Origin of the sequence: Streptosporangium sp. NPDC001559, assembly GCF_042893955.1 — a bacterium.
GTDB lineage: Bacteria > Actinomycetota > Actinomycetes > Streptosporangiales > Streptosporangiaceae > Streptosporangium.
Genome location: NZ_JBIAVG010000013.1, coordinates 12,451 through 29,580 on the forward strand (window position 1 = coordinate 12,451; position 17,130 = coordinate 29,580).

At 70.0% G+C, this 17,130-nt stretch carries 18 protein-coding genes; 3 read left to right on the top strand and 15 right to left on the bottom strand.

From position 1 onward, the window contains the following. The first annotated feature begins 117 nt into the window (after positions 1-117). The gene (locus tag ACFYY8_RS27025; RefSeq protein ID WP_390045548.1) at positions 118-1,125 is read left to right on the top strand and encodes an SDR family oxidoreductase; all 1,008 of its coding nucleotides are present in this window, start codon (positions 118-120) and stop codon (positions 1,123-1,125) included. A 22-nt stretch (positions 1,126-1,147) separates the two neighbouring features. Here the strand turns inward: ACFYY8_RS27025 and ACFYY8_RS27030 are convergent, their stop codons facing one another. Continuing rightward, the gene (locus ACFYY8_RS27030; RefSeq protein WP_390045550.1) at positions 1,148-2,611 is read right to left on the bottom strand and encodes an alpha/beta hydrolase family protein; all 1,464 of its coding nucleotides are present in this window, start codon (positions 2,609-2,611) and stop codon (positions 1,148-1,150) included. 78 nt (positions 2,612-2,689) lie between these two features. Here ACFYY8_RS27030 and ACFYY8_RS27035 point away from each other — a divergent pair, with 78 nt between their 5' ends. After that, positions 2,690-3,250, top strand: a complete 561-nt coding sequence (locus ACFYY8_RS27035; protein WP_390045552.1) for an ArsR/SmtB family transcription factor — start codon at positions 2,690-2,692, stop codon at positions 3,248-3,250. Between the two features lie 7 nt (positions 3,251-3,257). Here ACFYY8_RS27035 and ACFYY8_RS27040 read toward each other — a convergent pair whose 3' ends face one another. From ACFYY8_RS27040 to ACFYY8_RS27090, 11 genes are all read right to left on the bottom strand, one after another. Next, entirely contained in the window at positions 3,258-3,719 is a 462-nt protein-coding gene (locus ACFYY8_RS27040) for a helix-turn-helix domain-containing protein (protein ID WP_390045554.1), read from the bottom strand. A gap of 78 nt (positions 3,720-3,797) precedes the next feature. After that, positions 3,798-4,049 carry a DUF4235 domain-containing protein gene (locus tag ACFYY8_RS27045; protein ID WP_390045556.1) on the bottom strand — a complete coding sequence of 84 codons (252 nt, stop codon included), beginning with the start codon at positions 4,047-4,049 and terminating at the stop codon, positions 3,798-3,800. Positions 4,050-4,119: 70 nt separating this feature from the next. Further along, complete coding sequence (locus ACFYY8_RS27050) at positions 4,120-4,383, bottom strand: DUF6458 family protein (protein WP_390045558.1); 264 nt, start codon at positions 4,381-4,383, stop codon at positions 4,120-4,122. A 321-nt stretch (positions 4,384-4,704) separates the two neighbouring features. Further along, positions 4,705-5,553 (bottom strand): MetQ/NlpA family ABC transporter substrate-binding protein, encoded by an 849-nt coding sequence (locus ACFYY8_RS27055; RefSeq protein WP_390045560.1) that lies wholly within the window; start codon positions 5,551-5,553, stop codon positions 4,705-4,707. Positions 5,554-5,653: 100 nt separating this feature from the next. After that, on the bottom strand, positions 5,654-6,253 hold the full coding sequence (locus ACFYY8_RS27060) for a DUF305 domain-containing protein (RefSeq protein WP_390045562.1): 600 nt from the start codon (positions 6,251-6,253) through the stop codon (positions 5,654-5,656). Between the two features lie 80 nt (positions 6,254-6,333). Further along, complete coding sequence (locus tag ACFYY8_RS27065; RefSeq protein ID WP_390045564.1) at positions 6,334-7,248, bottom strand: lytic polysaccharide monooxygenase; 915 nt, start codon at positions 7,246-7,248, stop codon at positions 6,334-6,336. 119 nt (positions 7,249-7,367) lie between these two features. After that, positions 7,368-8,279 carry an NADP-dependent oxidoreductase gene (locus ACFYY8_RS27070; protein ID WP_390045566.1) on the bottom strand — a complete coding sequence of 304 codons (912 nt, stop codon included), beginning with the start codon at positions 8,277-8,279 and terminating at the stop codon, positions 7,368-7,370. Positions 8,280-8,355: 76 nt separating this feature from the next. Then, positions 8,356-9,177: a PIG-L family deacetylase gene (locus ACFYY8_RS27075; protein WP_390045568.1), complete on the bottom strand. Its 822-nt coding sequence runs from the start codon at positions 9,175-9,177 to the stop codon at positions 8,356-8,358. 113 nt (positions 9,178-9,290) lie between these two features. Beyond that, on the bottom strand, positions 9,291-11,054 hold the full coding sequence (locus tag ACFYY8_RS27080; protein WP_390045570.1) for an acetyl/propionyl/methylcrotonyl-CoA carboxylase subunit alpha: 1,764 nt from the start codon (positions 11,052-11,054) through the stop codon (positions 9,291-9,293). A 4-nt stretch (positions 11,055-11,058) separates the two neighbouring features. Next, positions 11,059-11,292 carry an acyl-CoA carboxylase epsilon subunit gene (locus ACFYY8_RS27085; protein WP_390045572.1) on the bottom strand — a complete coding sequence of 78 codons (234 nt, stop codon included), beginning with the start codon at positions 11,290-11,292 and terminating at the stop codon, positions 11,059-11,061. Positions 11,293-11,303: 11 nt separating this feature from the next. Further along, a complete protein-coding gene (locus ACFYY8_RS27090) occupies positions 11,304-12,848 on the bottom strand; it encodes an acyl-CoA carboxylase subunit beta (RefSeq protein ID WP_390045967.1) in 1,545 nt (514 codons plus the stop codon). A 245-nt stretch (positions 12,849-13,093) separates the two neighbouring features. On the opposite strand from ACFYY8_RS27090, the gene ACFYY8_RS27095 reads away from it, so the two are divergent. Further along, positions 13,094-14,098 (top strand): TIGR03617 family F420-dependent LLM class oxidoreductase, encoded by a 1,005-nt coding sequence (locus tag ACFYY8_RS27095; protein ID WP_390045574.1) that lies wholly within the window; start codon positions 13,094-13,096, stop codon positions 14,096-14,098. 146 nt (positions 14,099-14,244) lie between these two features. On the opposite strand, the gene ACFYY8_RS27100 is transcribed toward ACFYY8_RS27095, so the two are convergent. The 3 genes from ACFYY8_RS27100 to fabG are packed head-to-tail and all read right to left on the bottom strand — an operon-like array spanning position 14,245 to position 17,129. Next, positions 14,245-15,867, bottom strand: coding sequence for a PQQ-binding-like beta-propeller repeat protein (locus tag ACFYY8_RS27100; protein WP_390045576.1), 1,623 nt, complete (start codon positions 15,865-15,867; stop codon positions 14,245-14,247). Further along, positions 15,864-16,385: an ester cyclase gene (locus tag ACFYY8_RS27105; RefSeq protein WP_362909321.1), complete on the bottom strand. Its 522-nt coding sequence runs from the start codon at positions 16,383-16,385 to the stop codon at positions 15,864-15,866. The genes ACFYY8_RS27100 and ACFYY8_RS27105 overlap by 4 nt, the downstream gene beginning before the upstream one ends. 39 nt (positions 16,386-16,424) lie before the next feature. Then, positions 16,425-17,129, bottom strand: coding sequence for a 3-oxoacyl-ACP reductase FabG (gene fabG, locus ACFYY8_RS27110; protein WP_352010358.1), 705 nt, complete (start codon positions 17,127-17,129; stop codon positions 16,425-16,427). Between the last annotated feature and the right edge of the window lies 1 nt (position 17,130).

The window sequence follows — 17,130 nt, forward strand, 5'->3', positions numbered from 1 at the left end:
CCGAAAAACCTCGCGTTCCCGGGAAAGCCCCCGCGAAACGTGCGGTGATCCAGGACGGAGGCATGGCCGGTGGCCGCTCGGGTACGGGAGGCGCCTGAACCGGCGAAGGAGGGAACCATGAAGGACCCCGTGAAGAACAAGGTCGTGGTCGTGACCGGTGCGAGCGGCGGAGTCGGCCGGGCGGTGGCCCAGGAGTACGGCGCGCGGGGCGCGTCCGTCGCGCTGATCGCCAGGGGGACGACCGGCCTGGGTTCCGCGGCGGCCGACGTGGGCGCCGCGGGAGGCACCGGGCTGGTCTACGAGGCGGACGTCGCCGACCACCGGCAGGTCAGGCAGGCCGCCGAGCGCGTCGAGCAGGAGATGGGGCCGATCGACGTCTGGATCAACGTGGCCTTCTCCTCGGTCTTCGCCCCCTTCACCGAGGTCACGCCCGAGGAGTACGAGCGGACGACGGCGGTCACCTACCTCGGTTACGTCTGGGGGACGCGGGTGGCGCTCGACCTGATGCGCCCCAGAAACCGGGGGGTGATCGTCCAGGCCGGGTCCGCGCTCGCCTACCGGGGCATTCCCCTGCAGTCCGCCTACTGCGGGGCCAAGCACGCGATCAAGGGATTCACCGAGTCGGTCAGGACCGAACTGATGGGCGAGGGAAGCGGCGTCCAGATCACCATGGTGCAGCTTCCCGCGCTGAACACCCCGCAGTTCTCCTGGGTGCTGTCCAGGCTCGGGCATCATCCGCAGCCCGTTCCCCCGATCTACCAGCCCGAGGTCGCCGCCAAAGCGCTCGTCTTCGCCGCCGAGCACCCCCGGCGGCGGGAGTACTGGGTCGGCGCCTCGACGGCGATGACCCTGCTCGGAGAGCGCCTGGCCCCCGGGCTGATAGACCGTTTCCTGGCCCGTACCGGACGGAAGAGCCAGCAGACCGAGTCCCTGTTCCCCACCGACGTGGCCAACCTGTGGGAGCCCGCGGACGAGGAACGGGACTACGGCGCCCACGGTGTCTTCGACAAGCGCGCCCACGCGCACAGCGTCCAGGCCTGGCTGTCCCGGCACCGTGGGCTGGCCGCCCTCGCCCTGGCCGGTGGGGCAGCCGCCGCGACGGCCGTGCGCAGGGCGAGGCGCTGAGCCGTACCGCCCGTGCCGCCCGTCAGGGCAGCAGCAGGCCCCAGTAGAGGGCCCACGGGACGAACACCGCGCCGCCGGCCAGCAGCAGGCCGAGCTGTCCCCCGCCGAGGGAGTCCCGGGTACGGCGCCAGGCCACGGCGAGGCGGACCGTCGCGACGACCGAGGCGACCGCGACGGCCTGCAGCGCCAGCCAGATCAGCGGGCGGCCGAGCAGTAAGGGGCCGGGGGCGGCCAGCTTTCCGCCGGTCATCATCAGATAGACCAGGTAGCAGAACGAGCCGAGGACCGAGACGAGCCCGCCCACGCTGAGCAGCCAGACCGCCCTGGTCACCGGGGCCCTTGACCGGCCGCGCAGGCGCCGTACCAGCGCGGCCACCGGGTAGGAGACGAAGGCGACCAGGAACAGCGCCAGCGCCACGAACTGCGCGGGTGCCGACTCCCACCAGGCGGGAGGGTCGACCGGCACGGTCAGCGAGGCCTGGACGGGGGCCGGGCCCGAGGAACTCGTCGCAGGTGGCCTGCCCGCCGTGACCTCCCCGACCCAGGAGCCGACCAGGTCGGCGTAGCCGGGGGCGAGTTCGGGCAGCCGGGTGACACCCCCGTCGGGGGTCAGATGGGCGGCGTGGTCGGCGTCGGGGAAGAACCGGGCCGTGTAGTGCCGGTTGCCGCCCTCCTCCAACGCCCGGGAGAACACCGGCGGGCTCTCCTGCGGTGGGGTCAGCAGGTCGTGGGTGCCCCAGATGGAGAGCACCGGCTGGCGGACCGCGGCCAGGGTCGGCGCGGGGTCGTAGTAGGGCTCGGGGAACATGCCGCCGTCGGCGATCGTCCGGTAGAGGTTGAACTCCGCCCGGTCGATCAGCGAACCGGTGACCCCGGCCTTGCGTAGTCCGGCGGCCACGGCCCAGGTCTGCTGCCGCAACGGGGGCAGCCCGTTGGCGCCGACGAGCACGACGAAGGCGATGTCCCTGGAGCGGGAGGCGGCGATCGGGGCGACCCAGCCGCCTTCGCTGAGCCCCCAGATGCCGACCTTCGCCGGATCGACGCCCGGCTGGGAGCGCAGCGTCGCCACGGCGCCGAGCGCGTCATTGGCGAGCTGCGGATAGGACCGGTGGGTGAGCGAGTAGCCCGTGGATCGCTTGTCGTAGATCAGCACGGCCATGCCCCGGCGGGCGAACTCGACGGCCTCGCCCATCAGCTTCGTGCGCGGCGTCCCCGTGCCCGCGCCGTGCACCAGGACGACGCCGGGGCGTCCGGCTCCCGTCGTACCACCGGTGAGCCCAGCCCCCGCGGCGGGCTCATCGGTGGTCTTGGTGGGTTTGGTGAGGATCGTGCCGTGCATGGCGAGTCCCCCGTCCCCACGGAAGCTCACCTCGACGGATGTCAGGTCGGAGGGCACGGCGGGCGGGGACGCGGCCGTCGCCGCGGGGGCGGTCACGGGGACGGCGAGCAGGCTGAGGACCGCCGCCGTCAGGAGGATTCTTCGCATATGCCGAACATACTCTGCAGAGAAACCTCTGCAAACAGTTCTCTGCAGATTTCCTTCTGCAGGAGTAGACTGATCATCATGAAGGATGAGAAGCCGCCGATGCTCGACCCGGTGAGGCTCAAGGCCCTGGCCCACCCCATGCGGCGGCTCATGCTGCGTCACCTCAGCGTGCACGGCCCCGCGACCTCGACCACGCTCGGCGAGCTGCTCGACGCCAAGACCGGCACGACCAGCTACCACCTGCGCCAGCTGGAGAAGGCCGGGTTCATCGAGGAGATCCCGGAGCGCTCGACCGGCAGGGAGCGCTGGTGGCGCAGGACCCAGGCGCTCAGGGACATCCGGCTGCCGCCGCCCGACGAACTCGCCCCCGAGGACCGGCTCGTGCTGAACGAGTTCCACCGGACCAACCTCGCGGAGGACCGCGAGCTGTTCGAGCGCTTCCCCGCCGCCTACCTGCGCGACCCCCGGTGGGCCAAACTCTCACGCGGCCTCGGGCGGATGACGCTTGAGGAGTTCGAGGAGTTCTTCGAGGCCTACATCGCGCTGCTGATGAAGTACAACCGCCCGGCCGAGGACGCTCCGCCGGACGCGCGCCCCATGTTCGTCCGGCTGTTCGCCCTGCCCGCCGACGAGGAGTGACCTCCGGTCACGCCCGCTCCCCCGCCAGCGTGGTGATCACCCTGAGGATCTCGGCGCCGCTCTCCGCCCCGCCCAGGATGATGATCTTCAGGCTGGCCCGTTCCTCGTCGTAGATCGTCTCGACGCGCAGCCGCCCGTCATCGTGGGTGCCCCCGGTGGCCAGGGCGATGAGGGTGTTGCTCAGCCGCATCGTCTCCTCGACGCCGATCGCGTCGACCTGCACGACACAGGACACCTCGACGCGGCGGGAGCGCGTGGTTCCTGCCGCCCCCGCGGCCCCCGCGGTCTCAGCGGCGGGCGGCTCGACCGGCTGCCCGGTGAACGCCTCGAGGTCCTCCCGCGCGATGCGGTACCGCTTGCCGATGCGCGTCGCCCTCAGCCGGCCGTCCCGCACGTAGCCACGCACCGTCTTGACGTGCAGACCGAGCAGGTCGGCCACCTGCTCAACCGTGTACGGCTGCCGCGACACCCTGCCACCCCTTCCCTGTCGTTCCTCAAATTACCGAACACACGGCGTGACAGGAAACGAAAGGGAAGGTCGTACGGCCTATCCGCCGATGGCCCGGTGCACGCTCCTGGTCGCCGAGCGGTCGATGGCCGCCTTGACCACACCGAAGATGGCCCCCTGGATGGCCGCCGCGGCCAGGACCTCGCCCCAGCCGTACTCGTCCGAGGTCGCCTGGGGCGCCTCCTCCGTACCCGCGAAGAGCTTCCAGACCTGCTTGAAGACGACCCCCGCGACGGCACCGCCGAGCATTCCGCTCACGACGCCCGCCCCTCGGGAAACGATCCTGCTCATCGTTCACCCTCTCCTTGAGAAAGACATTTGAGCGCCCCCGCCATGATCTGACGGGGGCGTGGAAGCGCCGTCACACGACCGGCGGGTCGTCGTAGGGACGCTCCTGGTAGACGCGACGGTGGGTCACCGGGTCCTCCTCGACCACGGTGGTGGTCGGCGCGACCGCCCTGCGGGCGATCCTGACCCGGTAGATCGCGAACAGCAGCCACACGAGGCCGCCGAGCATCAGGACGGCCCCGACGACGTTGATGTCGAGCCCCGCGATGTCGAACTCGACCGCCCAGGTGAGGATGGCGCCGAGCATGATGAGGATGATGCCACCTGCGATGGTCATGGGGGTTCCCTCCTTTGAACCAACGCCCCATCCCCTATCCCCCATACGGATCTCAAACGTCCCGGTGTCGTGAGTGAGGCCGTAACGACGGATCTCCACAGGTCGCCTGGCTTCTCACCGATCCGGCCCGCGGGAGGACCGCGCGGCCGTTCACGGAGACCGCGGCTCTCCCGACCGGGATGGGACCGGGACACCTGGATTCCCCGTGCCCCCTCTCAAAGCCGCCGCCCGTGTCCTCGGAGCGGGCCCCAGGACCGTCAACCCGTCGGATGACCGCCGGGTACGGCCCGCGTCGTGCGGAGCCGTACCCGGAGGTGAGCGTCACGGTACGGCCGGCAGGACGGCGCCCTTGTAGGTGTCCTGGATGTACTTCTTCACCTCGGGGCCCTGGAGCAGTTCGGCGAGCTTCTTGACGCGGGGGTCGCCGACCTTGGCGGGGACGGTGACCAGGCCGTTGGCGTAGGGGTTGCCCTCTCCCTTCTCCAGGATCAGCGAGTCGGTCGCGGGCTGGAGTCCGGCTTCGAGGGCGTAGTTGCCGTTGATGACCGCGGCGTCCACGTCCTGGAGCGAGCGGGGCAACTGGGCGGCCTCAAGCGGCCTGAACCGCAGCTCCTTGGGGTTTCCCGCCACGTCGCGTTCGGTGGCCTTGACGCCCACGCCCTCCTTGAGGGTGATCACCCCGTTGTCGGCGAGGAGTTTGAGCGAGCGGCCCAGGTTGCTCGCGTCGTTGGGCAGCGCGACCTGGGCTCCCTTGGCCAGCTTGGCGATGTCGTCGATCTTCTTGGAGTACAGCCCGAGCGGCTCGATGTGGACCGGGGCGACCCAGCTCAGGGTGACGCCCTTGCCCTTGGAGAACTCCTCAAGGTAGGGGACGTGCTGGAAGTAGTTGGCGTCGAGCCGTCCCTCGTCGAGCTGGACGTTCGGCTGCACGTAGTCGGTGAACTCGACGATCTCCAGGTTCAGCCCGGCCTTGGCGGCGAGGGTGTCCTTGACGAACTTCAGGATCTGACCGTGGGGCACGGGGTTCACGCCGACCTTGAGCGGCGCGTCGGCCTTCGGCGACGATCCGCCGCCGGTCGAGGCCGCGGACGTGGTCGTCTGTGATCCGCCGCACGCGGTGAGGGTCCCGGCCAGGATCAGCCCGGTCACGACTCCCAGCAGTCTGCGCATACTTCCCCCAAATTCCAGTAGATTTAGTAGGAAATATGGCACAGCGAGGGTCCGCCGACAACCCGATCATCTGCCGACGGACAACGCGGTCACCCGCCGGTCACGTGCCGACGATCGCCTTCATCTGGTCGATCTGCGCGGTACGCGAGGCCTCGATCCGGTCCGCCAGCGCCTTGGTCTCGGCGTTCTGACCGGCCATCTTCTCCACCTTGGCCATCTGGATGGCGTCGTCCTGCTGAGAGATCAGCGCGTTGAGGAACCGCTTCTCGAACTCGGAGTCGGGGGACTTCGAGATCATCCGGATCTGGGCGTCGCTCAGCCCATGGCCTCCGTGACCGGAGTGCGCGCCCGCCGGAGCGGCCGTGGGACGCTTCCAGCCCTTCAGCCAGCCGGTCATCATCGCCACCTCCGCGTCCTGGGTGGTGGCGATCGCCGCGGCCAGGACCTTGGCGTTGTCGCTGATGTTCCGGCCCGCGGCGAGCTTCGCCAGCTTCGCCCCCTGGGCGTCGTGCGGCAGCATCATCTGCAGGAACATCACGTCGGCCGGGTTGAACTCCGGGCCCGCGACGAGTCCGGGTGCCGCGCTGGCGGCGGTCCCGACCGTCAGCTGGCCGCCGCCCTGTAACTCCTGGAGGCTGCGTGAGCCGCAGCCCGCGAGGAGAACGGCGCTCAGCACGAGCGGGACGACGCGTTTCATCATGGGGAACTCCTGTTGGGGGGTGCCCGGGTGGGGCGGCGACGACCGCCCCACCCGGCAGGATCAGGCCCGGTCCGACGAGGTCAGACCCGCTGCCACAGAGAGGGGACGTTCGGCGGCTCCCAGCCGGGCAGCGCGGTGTGCGACTGCAGGCAACGGTAGGTCGAACCGTTGTAGGTCACGGTCGCGCCCGCGGCGTAGGAGGTGCCCGAGGTCCAGGCGCCCTCCTGCTTCGTCGGAGTCACCGTCGGCGTCACCGTGGGGGTGACGGTCGGCGTCACCGTGGGCGTCACCGTCGGCGTCACAGTGGGGGTGACGGTCGGGGTGACCGTGGGCGTCACGGTCGGGGTGGGCGAGGGGTTGGTCCCACCGCCGAAGTCCACGTCGGAGCAGGTGTAGAAGGCCTCGTTGCTGTACAGGACGCGCTGCCAGATCGAGTAGATGAGCTGGCGGCCCGTACGCTGCGGGAGGTTGAGCGTCCACTTGGTGAACGTGACGGGGTTCTGGTTGTTGAACGTCTTGAGGGGCTCCAGGTCCGACCACTTCAGCGGCTTGGTGGGGTCCCAGCTCTGCTTGGTGATGTAGAACTCGAAGTTGCTCCCGCCGTGGGGGGCCGTGGCGTGGTAGGTGATCTCCAGCGGCCCCGGTGAGACCTTCGTCGCGGGCCAGTCGGCCCTGGGGAGGTCGAGGCCGCGATACTTCTCGCGGCCCGCGCTGCAGAGCTTGCCGTCCGGGATGAGCGCGCGGTGGTTACCACCGGCCTCCAGCAGGGAGACCTCGTTCCAGTCGTAGATGGCCTGGGTCCCACCGGCCGCGACAGCCGCCTTGCAGGCCTCGGACTTGGGGGTCTCCGGCCCCTCGTTCTTGCAGAGGTAGACGCGGCTCGGTGGGTTCGACATGCTGCCGTGAGCGTCGGCCGCGGTCGCCGGGATCAGCGCGAGCACGGTTCCCAAAGTGAGTGCGGCGGCACTGGCCACCGCCTTGTTTCGCAGGTGCACGTGGACTCCTCCTGAATGGGGGGATGGAGGCATGACATGTCCAACGGCCGACGGATAGCACGTTATTAACAAGAAACCTTACTAAAAACACCTTCCATGCGGCTACATCACGCGGGTATTCACCCTGTCACCAGGACGACCTTGCCCTGGCCGTGGCGTCCCTCGACCTCGCGGTGGGCGTCGGCCGCCCGGTCGAGCGGGTAGGTCACGCGCACCGGGAACGCCAGATCCCCCTTGGCGTACAGGTCGGCGAGCTCGGCGAGCCTGGAGGCCAGGCGCACCCCCTTGGTCAGCTGGACGCCGAGGCTCTCCGCCTTGTCGTGCTCGACCAGCGTGATGATCCGCTCCCCGGGAACCAGGCTCAGTGAGACGTCGAGGGCGTCGCCGCCCGCGCCGTCCAGGACGAGGTCGACCCCGCCGGGGGCCAGTTCGCGTACCCGGTCGAGCAGGCCCTCGCCGTAGACGACCGGGACGGCGCCGAGGGCGCGCAGGTAGTCGTGGTTCTCCTGCCGCGCGGTGCCGATCACCGTCGTGGCGCCCCACAGCCTGGCGAGCTGTACCGCGGCGGTGCCGACCGCACCCGCCGCGGCGTGGACCAGGACGGTGTCCCCCTGTCCGACCCCGAGCTGCCTGAGGGCGATGTAGGCGGTCTGCGTTCCCGCGGTGAAGCCGCCCGCCACCTCCCAGGGCATGTTCTCCGGCTTCGCCGTGACGTTCTCCGCGGGGACGACGACGTACTCGGCGTAGCAGTTCAGCAGGCTGAATCCCAGCACCTCGTCGCCGACGGCGACCCCGTCGACCCCCGGTCCCACCTGGTCCACGACGCCGGAGAACTCGTTGCCGGGCACCCTGGGCAGGTCGGCCGTGGCCCCGGCGGGCAGCCAGCCCTGCCGTACGGCCACGTCGAACGGCTGCACGCCCGCCGCCTTCACACTGACCCTGACCTGGCCCGGCCCGGCCTGCGGGGTCGGCAGGTCGACCACCTTGAGCACCTCGGGCCCGCCGAACTCGGTGACGGCCACAACCCTCATCGCGCACTCCTTCACTCAGTCACTCGCCGGTGTGGACCTCCAATCTGCAATCTCAACCAATGTTGAGGTCAACTGCTCACGCCTCGCGGAGACCGTCGAAGAGGTCGTCCTCACGCTCGGCGGTGGCGGTCACCCGGCTGAAGTGACGGACGAAGGCCTCGTAGGACAGCGCCCTGTGCTGGACCTCCTCCGGCATGCGCAGCAGGAAGATGCTGTCCCCCTGGCTGGCGTGCGCCTGCAGGGCCTTGCGCTTGCGTTCGACGTACGGCGCGACGTCCACGACGGTGGTGATGAGCTCCTCGGGGGTGCCGAAGTCCTCGGGCAGGTCCTGTATCTCGGCGGCGCCGGCCGCGCGCAGGGCGGCGAACATCTCGGCGATCCGCTCCCTGGGCACGGCCGTGTAGTAGAGCTTGTCCGGGATGCCGGTCGCCTCGGCCGCGGCCAGGGCGATGCGGTTGGCCTGGATGTGGTCGGGATGACCGTAGTTGCCGTTCTCGTCATAGGTGACCACGACCTGCGGCCGGTAGCGCTCCATCAACGCGGCGAGCCTGCCGACCGCCTCCTCGAAGGACACGTTGGCGAAGGCGTCCTTCGCCTGGTTGCCCTCCCAGCCGTCCATGCCCGAGTCGCGGTAACCGAGCAACTCGACGTGCGCGATCCCGAGGTGGGTCACCGAGTCGTTCAGTTCCTCAAGCCGCCGCGCCCTGACGGCCGCCTCGTCGTGCCCGGGCTCACCGGGCTTCACCCCGCCGGGCCCGTCGCCCTGCTCACCGTTGGTGCAGGTGACCAGGACGGTACGGATGCCCTCCTCGGCGTATCTGGCGAAGACGCCACCCGTCCCGAGCACCTCGTCGTCGGGGTGCGCGTGGACGGCCATCAGCGTCAGTTCACGTTCCATGGATGCAGACCTCTCCGTAGGGGAGGGCCGAAGGGCCCCGCCCACTCTACGGCGGCACCTGTGGCGGCGCGGCGAGAGACGGAACCGGCACACACCCGTCCTGATCGGACCGTTCAGTCGTGCAGGAGACACAGGACGTGCCCACCGGTGACAGCGTCCCCCACCCCCATGTCGAGCTGGGCGACGGTGCCCGCCTTGTGGGCGAAGAGCGGCTGCTCCATCTTCATCGCCTCAAGCACCACGATGAGGTCCCCGGTCGCGACCCGGTCGCCGTTGCCGACCGCGACCTTGACGATCGTGCCCTGCATCGGGCTGGTCACGGCGTCCGCCCCGCCCGCCGTACCGCCGCCCTTCGCCGCCTGCCTGCGGGGGCGCCTGGCCGTGGCGGGGGCGGTCGCGGGGTGGGCGGCGGGGGCGGCGAACCCGGCCGGGATCACGATCTCGACCCGGCGGCCGTCCACCTCGACGACGACGGGCTCGCCCTTGGCGTGCGGCGTCGCGGCGGCGGGGATCTCGGGGTACGGCTCGATGCCGCCGCGGAACTCCGTCTCGATCCACTGGGTGTGGACCGTGAAGGCCCCGTCCACGCCCTGGAAGGCCGGTTCCTCGACCACGACCCGGTGGAAGGACAGCGTGGTCGGCAACCCCTCGACCGTGAACTCGGCCAGCGCGCGGCGGGCCCGTTCGAGTGCCTGGGCGCGGTCGGCGCCGGTGACGACGAGCTTGGCCAGCAGCGAGTCGAAGGCCCGCCAGAGCACCGTCCCGTTCTCCGCCCCCGAGTCCAGGCGCACACCGGGTCCCGAGGGGGGACGCCAGCCGGTGATGGTTCCCGGGCTCGGCAGGAAGTTGCGGCCCGGGTCCTCCCCGTTGAGGCGGAACTCGATGGAGTGCCCGCGCACCGGCGGGTCGTCGTAGCCGAGCGCCTCCCCCCTGGCGATGCGGAACTGCTCACGCACCAGGTCGAGGCCGGTGACCTCCTCGCTGACCGGGTGCTCGACCTGCAGCCGGGTGTTGACCTCCAGGAAGGAGATCATGCCGTCGCTGCCGATCAGGAACTCGCAGGTGCCCGCCCCGACGTAGCCGGCCTCCCGCAGGATGGCCTTGGACGCCTCGTACAGCACGCGGTTCTGCTCCTCGGTCAGGAACGGCGCCGGGGCCTCCTCGACGAGCTTCTGGTGCCTGCGCTGCAACGAGCAGTCACGGGTGGAGACCACCACCACGTTGCCGTGCGTGTCGGCCAGGCACTGAGTCTCCACGTGCCGGGGCCGGTCGAGATAGCGTTCGGCGAAGCACTCGCCCCGGCCGAAGGCCGCGACCGCCTCCCGCACCGCCGACTCGTAAAGCTCCGGGATGTCCTCAAGGGTCCTGGCGACCTTCAGGCCCCGGCCGCCACCGCCGAAGGCGGCCTTGATGGCGACCGGCAGGCCGTACCGCCCGGCGAACTCGGCCAGCTCCTCGGGACCGCTGACCGGCCCGTCGGTGCCGGGGGCGAGCGGGGCTCCGGCGGCCATGGCGATCCTGCGGGCCGAGACCTTGTCCCCGAGGTCGTCGATCACCTTGGGCGGCGGCCCGATCCAGGTCAGCCCGGCGTCGATCACGGCCTGGGCGAAGGCGGAGTTCTCCGCGAGGAAGCCCCACCCGGGGTGTACGGCGTCCGCCCCCGACCTGATGGCGGCCTCGACCACCTTCCCGATGTCCAGGTAGCTCTCCGCGGCGGTCTCCCCGCCCAGCGCGAACGCCTCGTCGGCGAGCGCGACGTGGAGCGCGTCCCGGTCGGGCTCGGCGTAGACGGCCACGCTGCCGATCCCCTCGTCGCGGCAGGCCCTCGCGACCCGGACCGCGACCTCCCCGCGGTTGGCTATCAGAACCTTGCGCACTGGCTCAGCCTCTCCGCGCCGTCTGGGACGGCACTGTCTGTGGGGATTCCATCTGCAGGGAAACCGGGCGCGACGGCACCCGGTAGGCGGGGCCCGCGACCCAGAACGGTCTCCTGACGGGCGGACGGCTGTCGGCCCGCGCCTGCCGCCGGGACACCAGGAACGCGACGACCACGGCGGCGAGCTCCTCCTCGGAGGGCTTGCCGCGCATGACCAGCAGCGGATCTTCCGAACTCATCTCGGCGCCCATCACATCGGGGGGTTGCCGTGCTTGCGCTGCGGCAGGGTCGCGCTCTTGCCCCTGAGCATGGCCAGCGACCTGGCCAGGACCATCCGGGTCTCGCGGGGGTCGATGATGTCGTCGACCAGGCCGCGCTCGACCGCGTAGTAGGGGTGCATGAGCTGTTCGCGGTATTCGGCGATGCGCTCGGCGCGCCTGGCCGCGGGGTCGGGCGCGGCGGCGATGTCCTTGCGGAAGATCACGTTGGCCGCCCCGTCCGCGCCCATGACCGCGATCTCGTTGCTCGGCCAGGCGAAGGACAGGTCGGCGCCGATGGAACGGGAGTCCATCACGATGTAGGCGCCGCCGTACGCCTTGCGCACGATGACCTGGACGCGGGGGACCGTGGCGTTGCAGTAGGCGTAGAGCAGCTTGGCGCCGTGCCTGATGACGCCGCCGTGTTCCTGGTCGGTGCCGGGCAGGAATCCGGGCACGTCGACGAACGTCACGATCGGGATGTTGAAGGCATCGCAGAACTGGACGAACCTGGCGGCCTTCTCCGAGGCGGAGATGTCCAGCACACCCGCGAACGACATCGGCTGGTTGGCGACGACGCCGACGACGTGCCCTCCGATGCGGCCGAGGCCGCAGACGATGTTCGCCGCCCAGCCCTCGTGGATCTCGACCAGCTCACCGTGGTCGATCACCTCGGCGATGACGTCGCGCATGTCGTAGGGGCGGTTCGGGTCGGCGGGGACGATGTCCAGCAGCGCCTCGCACAGCCGCTCCTCAGGGTCGTCCGCCAGGGCCTCCGGCGGGAACTCCTGGTTGTTCGCCGGCAGCATCGAGACCAGGTGACGCACGTCCTCAAGGCAGGAGATCTCGTCGTCGCTGACGAAGGTGGCGACCCCGGTCATCGTGCCGTGGACCCCCGCGCCGCCCAGCTCCTCGTGGGTGACCTTCTCCCCGGTGACCGCCTCGACGACGTCGGGTCCGGTGATGAACATCTGGGCGGTGTCGCGGACCATGAAGATGAAGTCGGTGAGCGCCGGGGAGTAGGTGGCCCCGCCCGCGCACGGCCCCATGATCACGCTGATCTGCGGGATCACGCCCGAGGCGCGGACACTGCGCTGGAAGATCCCCCCGTAGCCCGCCAGGCCCGTGACCCCCTCCTGGATGCGGGCCCCCGCGCCGTCGTTGAGCCCGATCAGCGGGGCACCCGCGGCGTAGGCCATGTCCATGATCTTGTGGATCTTCTGGGCGTGGGCCTCACCGAGCGACCCGCCGAAGACGCGGAAGTCGTGCGCGTAGACGAACACGGTCCGGCCCTCGATGGTCCCCCACCCGGTGACCACTCCGTCGCCGTACGGCCGCTTGGCCTCCATGCCGAAGCCGCTCGCCCGATGCCTGCGCAGACCCTCGACCTCGGTGAAGGATCCGTCGTCCAGGAGCAGCCCCAGGCGCTCCCTGACCGTCATCTTGCCCCGGGCGTGCTGCCGCCTGGTCGCCTCGTCCCCCGGGCCGACCCGGACGCTCTCCTGGATCCTGGCGAGCTCCTCGGCGTACGCGCGCATGGATCGCGTCGCGGTCTCGACCTTTCGTTCTTCGACCGCCGTCATATCCGTTTACCCTTCCTATGGGATTCAGATCTGTAAATTCTGTCCATTCATCGGGGGCCATAGGAAGGCTTCTTCCCCCTAGGTGGTATCCGCCTATTCCTTAGGAGGCATGGCCGGGCGGCACGGTCGATGGTCTGATCGTGGCATATGCCTTTTACGAGGGGACAGCACCTGTGAAGATTGACTTTCACGGAATCACCGTGCCACCGGACGCATACGGGGACAGGGCGGCACGGGCCGAGGAACTCGGATACGACTCGGTGTGGATGTCCGAGACGCAGCACGACCCGTTCATCGGGCTGACCGCCGCGGCGCTGAAGACCGAGCGGGTCGCCGTCCGCACCGGGCTGGCCGTCGTGTTCGCCAGGAACCCGATGACCACCGCGATGCTCGCCAACGACCTGCAGCTGGTCTCCAAGGGGCGTTTCGCCCTCGGTATCGGCTCCCAGCTCCAGACGCACATCACCAAGCGGTTCAGCATGCCGTGGTCGAAGCCCGCGCCCCGCATGCGGGAGTACATCCTGGCGCTGCGCGCCATCTGGAAGTGCTTCGCCACCGACGGCAGGATCCGGTTCCGCGGCGAGTTCTACCGCCACACGGTGATGAGCCCCTTCTTCAACCCGGGCCCCAACCCCTACGGCGAGCCGCCCATCCTCGTGGCCGGCGTCGGCCCGATGATGACGCAGCTCGCGGGCGAGCTGGCCGACGGTTTCCTGGCCCACATCATCTCCACCCGGCGGCTGCTCGAGGACGTGACGATCCCGGCGCTGCGTGAGGCCCGGGAGGGCGCGGGCAAGACGATGGACGGCTTCGAGCTGCACGCGACGCCGATCGTGGCCACCGGCAACACCGAGGAGGAGCTGAGCGCGGCCGTACGGCAGGCCAAGGAGTCCATCGCCTACTACGCCTCCATCCCCAGCTACGCCCCGGTCCTTGAGCTCGAGGGGCTCGGCGGCCTGAAGGACGAGCTGTACCGCCTGGCGGGCGCGGGCCGCGCGGCGGAGATGGTCGACGCGATCGACGACCACATCCTGGAGACGTTCGCGATCGTGGGCGAGCCCAAGGAGGCGGCGGCCAAGATCTGGGAGCGGTTCGGCGGTCTGGCCACCAGCATCGCCTTCTTCCAGGCGGGCGACCTGCCGCCCGAGGCGCTGCAGCCGCTGCACGAGGAGCTGCGCCACCTCGTACGGCAGCCGCCGTTCTGACTTCCCGAGCGCGCGAACGGGCCGGGCCACCTTGGAAAAGGTGGCCCGGCCCGTTTCACGTCCGGAGACGCTCCTGACACGGCACGCGGAAAGCGGCGCCGGGTGGGGATGAGGACCCGGCGCCGCTCGTCCGAGGTTCGGCCGCGTCAGCGGCCGTTCACGGAGAAGGCGTAGAAGGTGGTGCTGCCCTTGCCCTGGATGAAGCGGTTGTTGTAACCGTTGCCCCAGAAGACCGTGCCGCCGACGATGGCGGGCCCGGCGTTGGAGGAACCCTCACCGAGGTAGTCCCAGAGGATCTTGCCGGTGGCGCCGTTGATGGCGTACATGTGGCCGCTCATCGAGCCGGCGTACATGACCCCGTTGGCGGTCGTGACCGCGCCCATGGTCTCGGCGTTCGACGGGTCGGCGATCTGCCAGAGGATCTTGCCGGTGCGGGCGTCGAGCGCGGCGAAGATGCCGTTGGTCGTGGTCTGCCCGTTGGGCAGGGTGTAGGCGACGTGGCTGGTGTTGGCGTTGCTGACGTAGAAGCGCTTGCCGTCGGTGGCGCTGCCCCACTCGATGCCGCCGTGCACGCCGCCGGGGCCGACCTGGGTCTTCCAGATGGTCTTGCCGGTGCGGGCGTCGAGCAGCCAGTAGGCGCCGCTCTTCTGCCCGGCGCCGATGACCATGCGCGGCAGGCCGAACCGGCCGGGGATGGTCAGCAGGTGGCCGCCCTCGGCGAAGTCGTAGTCACCGCCGTGGTTGGGCGGGCAGTTCTCCGGCGGGAAGTTGGGCTCGCAGGCCACCGTCCAGGCGTCGAACACGATGTCGCCGGCCTGCCACTTGATGTCGCCGGTGCGCAGGTCGAGGGCGAGCAGCTGGTCGATGTGGTTGTCCGGCGGCTGGCACTCGGAGGCGGGCTTGCCCGAGCTCTGGCAGTCGCTCACGCTCTTGGGGACCGAGAGGTTCTGCCCGGTGCCGACGACGACCGTGTGGTTGGTCGGGTTGATCATGGGGCTGGTGCTCCACACGCCGCCACCGCTGAAGCCGCCGGGCTGTCCGCCGTTGTCGGGGACGGTGTACTTCTTCCACAGCACCTTGCCGGTCTTGGCGTCGACCGCGTTCACGCTGCCGCGGAAGGTGCAGCACTTGTAGCCGGGCAGGCCCGCGACGGCCGCCTCCTTGGAGGAGACACCCTGGTAGAGGACGCCGTTGTAGAGCGTGGGCGAACCGGTGAGGACGGCCGCGAAGTGCTCGTCGAGCGTGGTCTTCCAGATCAGGTCGCCGGTGGTGGCGTCGACGGCGAGCAGGTGCGCGCCCTGGCCGCCCTGCGGGCCGTTCTGGTCGCCGACGTAGATGCGTCCGCCGACCACCGTCGGGCTGGCCCTGACGATGCCGCCGGCGATGCCGTTCCAGTCCGAGACCTTGCGCGACCAGATGACCGCGCCGGTCTTGGCGTCGAGCTTGGAGAAGTAGCCGCCCCAGTCGGGGATGTAGACCGCGCCGTCCACCACGGCCGGGATGGCCGAGGTGTCACCGTGCGCGGTGTAGGTCCACTTGACGGCGAGCTTGTCGGCGTTCGAGGTGCCGATCCTGCGCTCGAAGGGGTTGGACTTCGAGTTGAAGTTGTCGTGGCCGCCCATCGACCAGTCGGCGGGCGAGGGCAGGTTCGGGAAGGTCTTCGGCGCGGCGCTCTGCGCCTGGGCGCCGGGCACCAGGCCGCCCATCGCCAGCAGGAGCGCGCCCACACCGACGGCGGCGCGCGTCAACATCTTGCCCGGCAGTTTCATGACGAGACCTCCTGACGGCCGATCGCCGCGCCCGCGTCCGCGGGGGTGGCGTACTCGGGGGTGAACTGTCCGATCTGACGCAGCAGGGTGAGCTCGTCACGGGCTCCCCAGTGCTCGGCCGCCTTACCGTCGGCGATCCGGTAGAAGTGCAGGTGCTGGACCTTGACCTCGGCGCCGGTCGGCGCCACGCCAAGGAAGTCGCCGGTGTGCTTGCCGCTGAAGGTCACCCGGCAGGCGAACTTGTCGCCCTCGGAGATGAAGTCGTCGACCTGCCAGGTCGCCTCGGAGAACGCGTTGCGCATGTAGCGGGCCGTCGACAGGTAACCCTCGGGGCCGCCCGCGACGCCCGGCGAGGCCTCGTGGTCGATGAAGTCGGGGGCGATGTAACGGTGGGCCGCCTCCTCGTCGAGTTCACCGAACACCTTGGCGATGCCGATGGCGATCTCGATGATCTCCTCGGTTGCGGTCGGTGGCGCCTCCGCCAGAGGGGCCAGCATCTTCTCAACCTCGTCCGGCATGATCCGCCTTTCTCAAATGTGCGAGGTGCATGTGGGGGGTCAGTAACCGAGCCCGGAGCCGCCACTGACGGGCAGCAGGGCGCCGGTGATGAAGCTGGCCTCGTCGCTGGCCAGGAACCGCACCGCGGGGGCGACCTCCTCGGGCCTGCCCGAACGGCGCAGCGCCGTGATGCTGTGCAGGTACGCGCGGTGCTGCTCGGAGAGCCCCGCCACCATGTCGGTCTCGACGAGACCGGGCATCACCACGTTCACAGTGATCTTCCTGGGGCCGAGTTCCCAGGCCAGGGAGCGGGCGAAGCCCGCCATGGCCGCCTTGGAGGCCGAGTAGTTGGTCACTCCCGGCGAGCCCCAGAAGGCGGTGGTCGAGCCGACGAGGATGATCCGTCCCCATCGGGCCTTGACCATGTCGGTCACCGCGCACCGGGCGGCGCGGACGGCGCCCATCAGGTTGGTGTCGATGACGTCGGCGAAGTCCTTCTCCGACATGGCCATGAACAGGTTGTCGCGGGTGGTCCCGGCGTTGGCGACCAGGACCTGGACGGCGCCCTGCTGGGCCTTGACCTCCTCGAAGGCCGCCTCGACCGACGCGCTGTCGGTCACGTCGCACCGCACGCCGAACAGTCCCTCCGGCGGCTCTCCCGAGCGGTAGGTGACGGCGACCTTGTCACCGGCCTCCTCGAAGGCCCGCGCGATGGCCAGGCCGATGCCCCGGTTGCCACCCGTGACCAGTACGGAACGGCTCATT

Excerpts from the sequence above, each read along its gene's own strand:
- ACFYY8_RS27025 (WP_390045548.1), top strand. The coding sequence starts at position 118 with ATGAAGGACCCCGTGAAGAACAAGGTCGTGGTCGTGACCGGTGCGAGC.
- ACFYY8_RS27030 (WP_390045550.1), bottom strand. The coding sequence starts at position 2,611 with ATGCGAAGAATCCTCCTGACGGCGGCGGTCCTCAGCCTGCTCGCCGTC.
- ACFYY8_RS27035 (WP_390045552.1), top strand. The coding sequence starts at position 2,690 with ATGAAGGATGAGAAGCCGCCGATGCTCGACCCGGTGAGGCTCAAGGCC.
- ACFYY8_RS27045 (WP_390045556.1), bottom strand. The coding sequence starts at position 4,049 with ATGAGCAGGATCGTTTCCCGAGGGGCGGGCGTCGTGAGCGGAATGCTC.
- ACFYY8_RS27050 (WP_390045558.1), bottom strand. The coding sequence starts at position 4,383 with ATGACCATCGCAGGTGGCATCATCCTCATCATGCTCGGCGCCATCCTC.
- ACFYY8_RS27055 (WP_390045560.1), bottom strand. The coding sequence starts at position 5,553 with ATGCGCAGACTGCTGGGAGTCGTGACCGGGCTGATCCTGGCCGGGACC.
- ACFYY8_RS27060 (WP_390045562.1), bottom strand. The coding sequence starts at position 6,253 with ATGATGAAACGCGTCGTCCCGCTCGTGCTGAGCGCCGTTCTCCTCGCG.
- ACFYY8_RS27070 (WP_390045566.1), bottom strand. The coding sequence starts at position 8,279 with ATGAGGGTTGTGGCCGTCACCGAGTTCGGCGGGCCCGAGGTGCTCAAG.
- ACFYY8_RS27075 (WP_390045568.1), bottom strand. The coding sequence starts at position 9,177 with ATGGAACGTGAACTGACGCTGATGGCCGTCCACGCGCACCCCGACGAC.
- ACFYY8_RS27085 (WP_390045572.1), bottom strand. The coding sequence starts at position 11,292 with ATGAGTTCGGAAGATCCGCTGCTGGTCATGCGCGGCAAGCCCTCCGAG.
- ACFYY8_RS27090 (WP_390045967.1), bottom strand. The coding sequence starts at position 12,848 with ATGCGCGCGTACGCCGAGGAGCTCGCCAGGATCCAGGAGAGCGTCCGG.
- ACFYY8_RS27100 (WP_390045576.1), bottom strand. The coding sequence starts at position 15,867 with ATGAAACTGCCGGGCAAGATGTTGACGCGCGCCGCCGTCGGTGTGGGC.
- ACFYY8_RS27105 (WP_362909321.1), bottom strand. The coding sequence starts at position 16,385 with ATGCCGGACGAGGTTGAGAAGATGCTGGCCCCTCTGGCGGAGGCGCCA.
- fabG (WP_352010358.1), bottom strand. The coding sequence starts at position 17,129 with ATGAGCCGTTCCGTACTGGTCACGGGTGGCAACCGGGGCATCGGCCTG.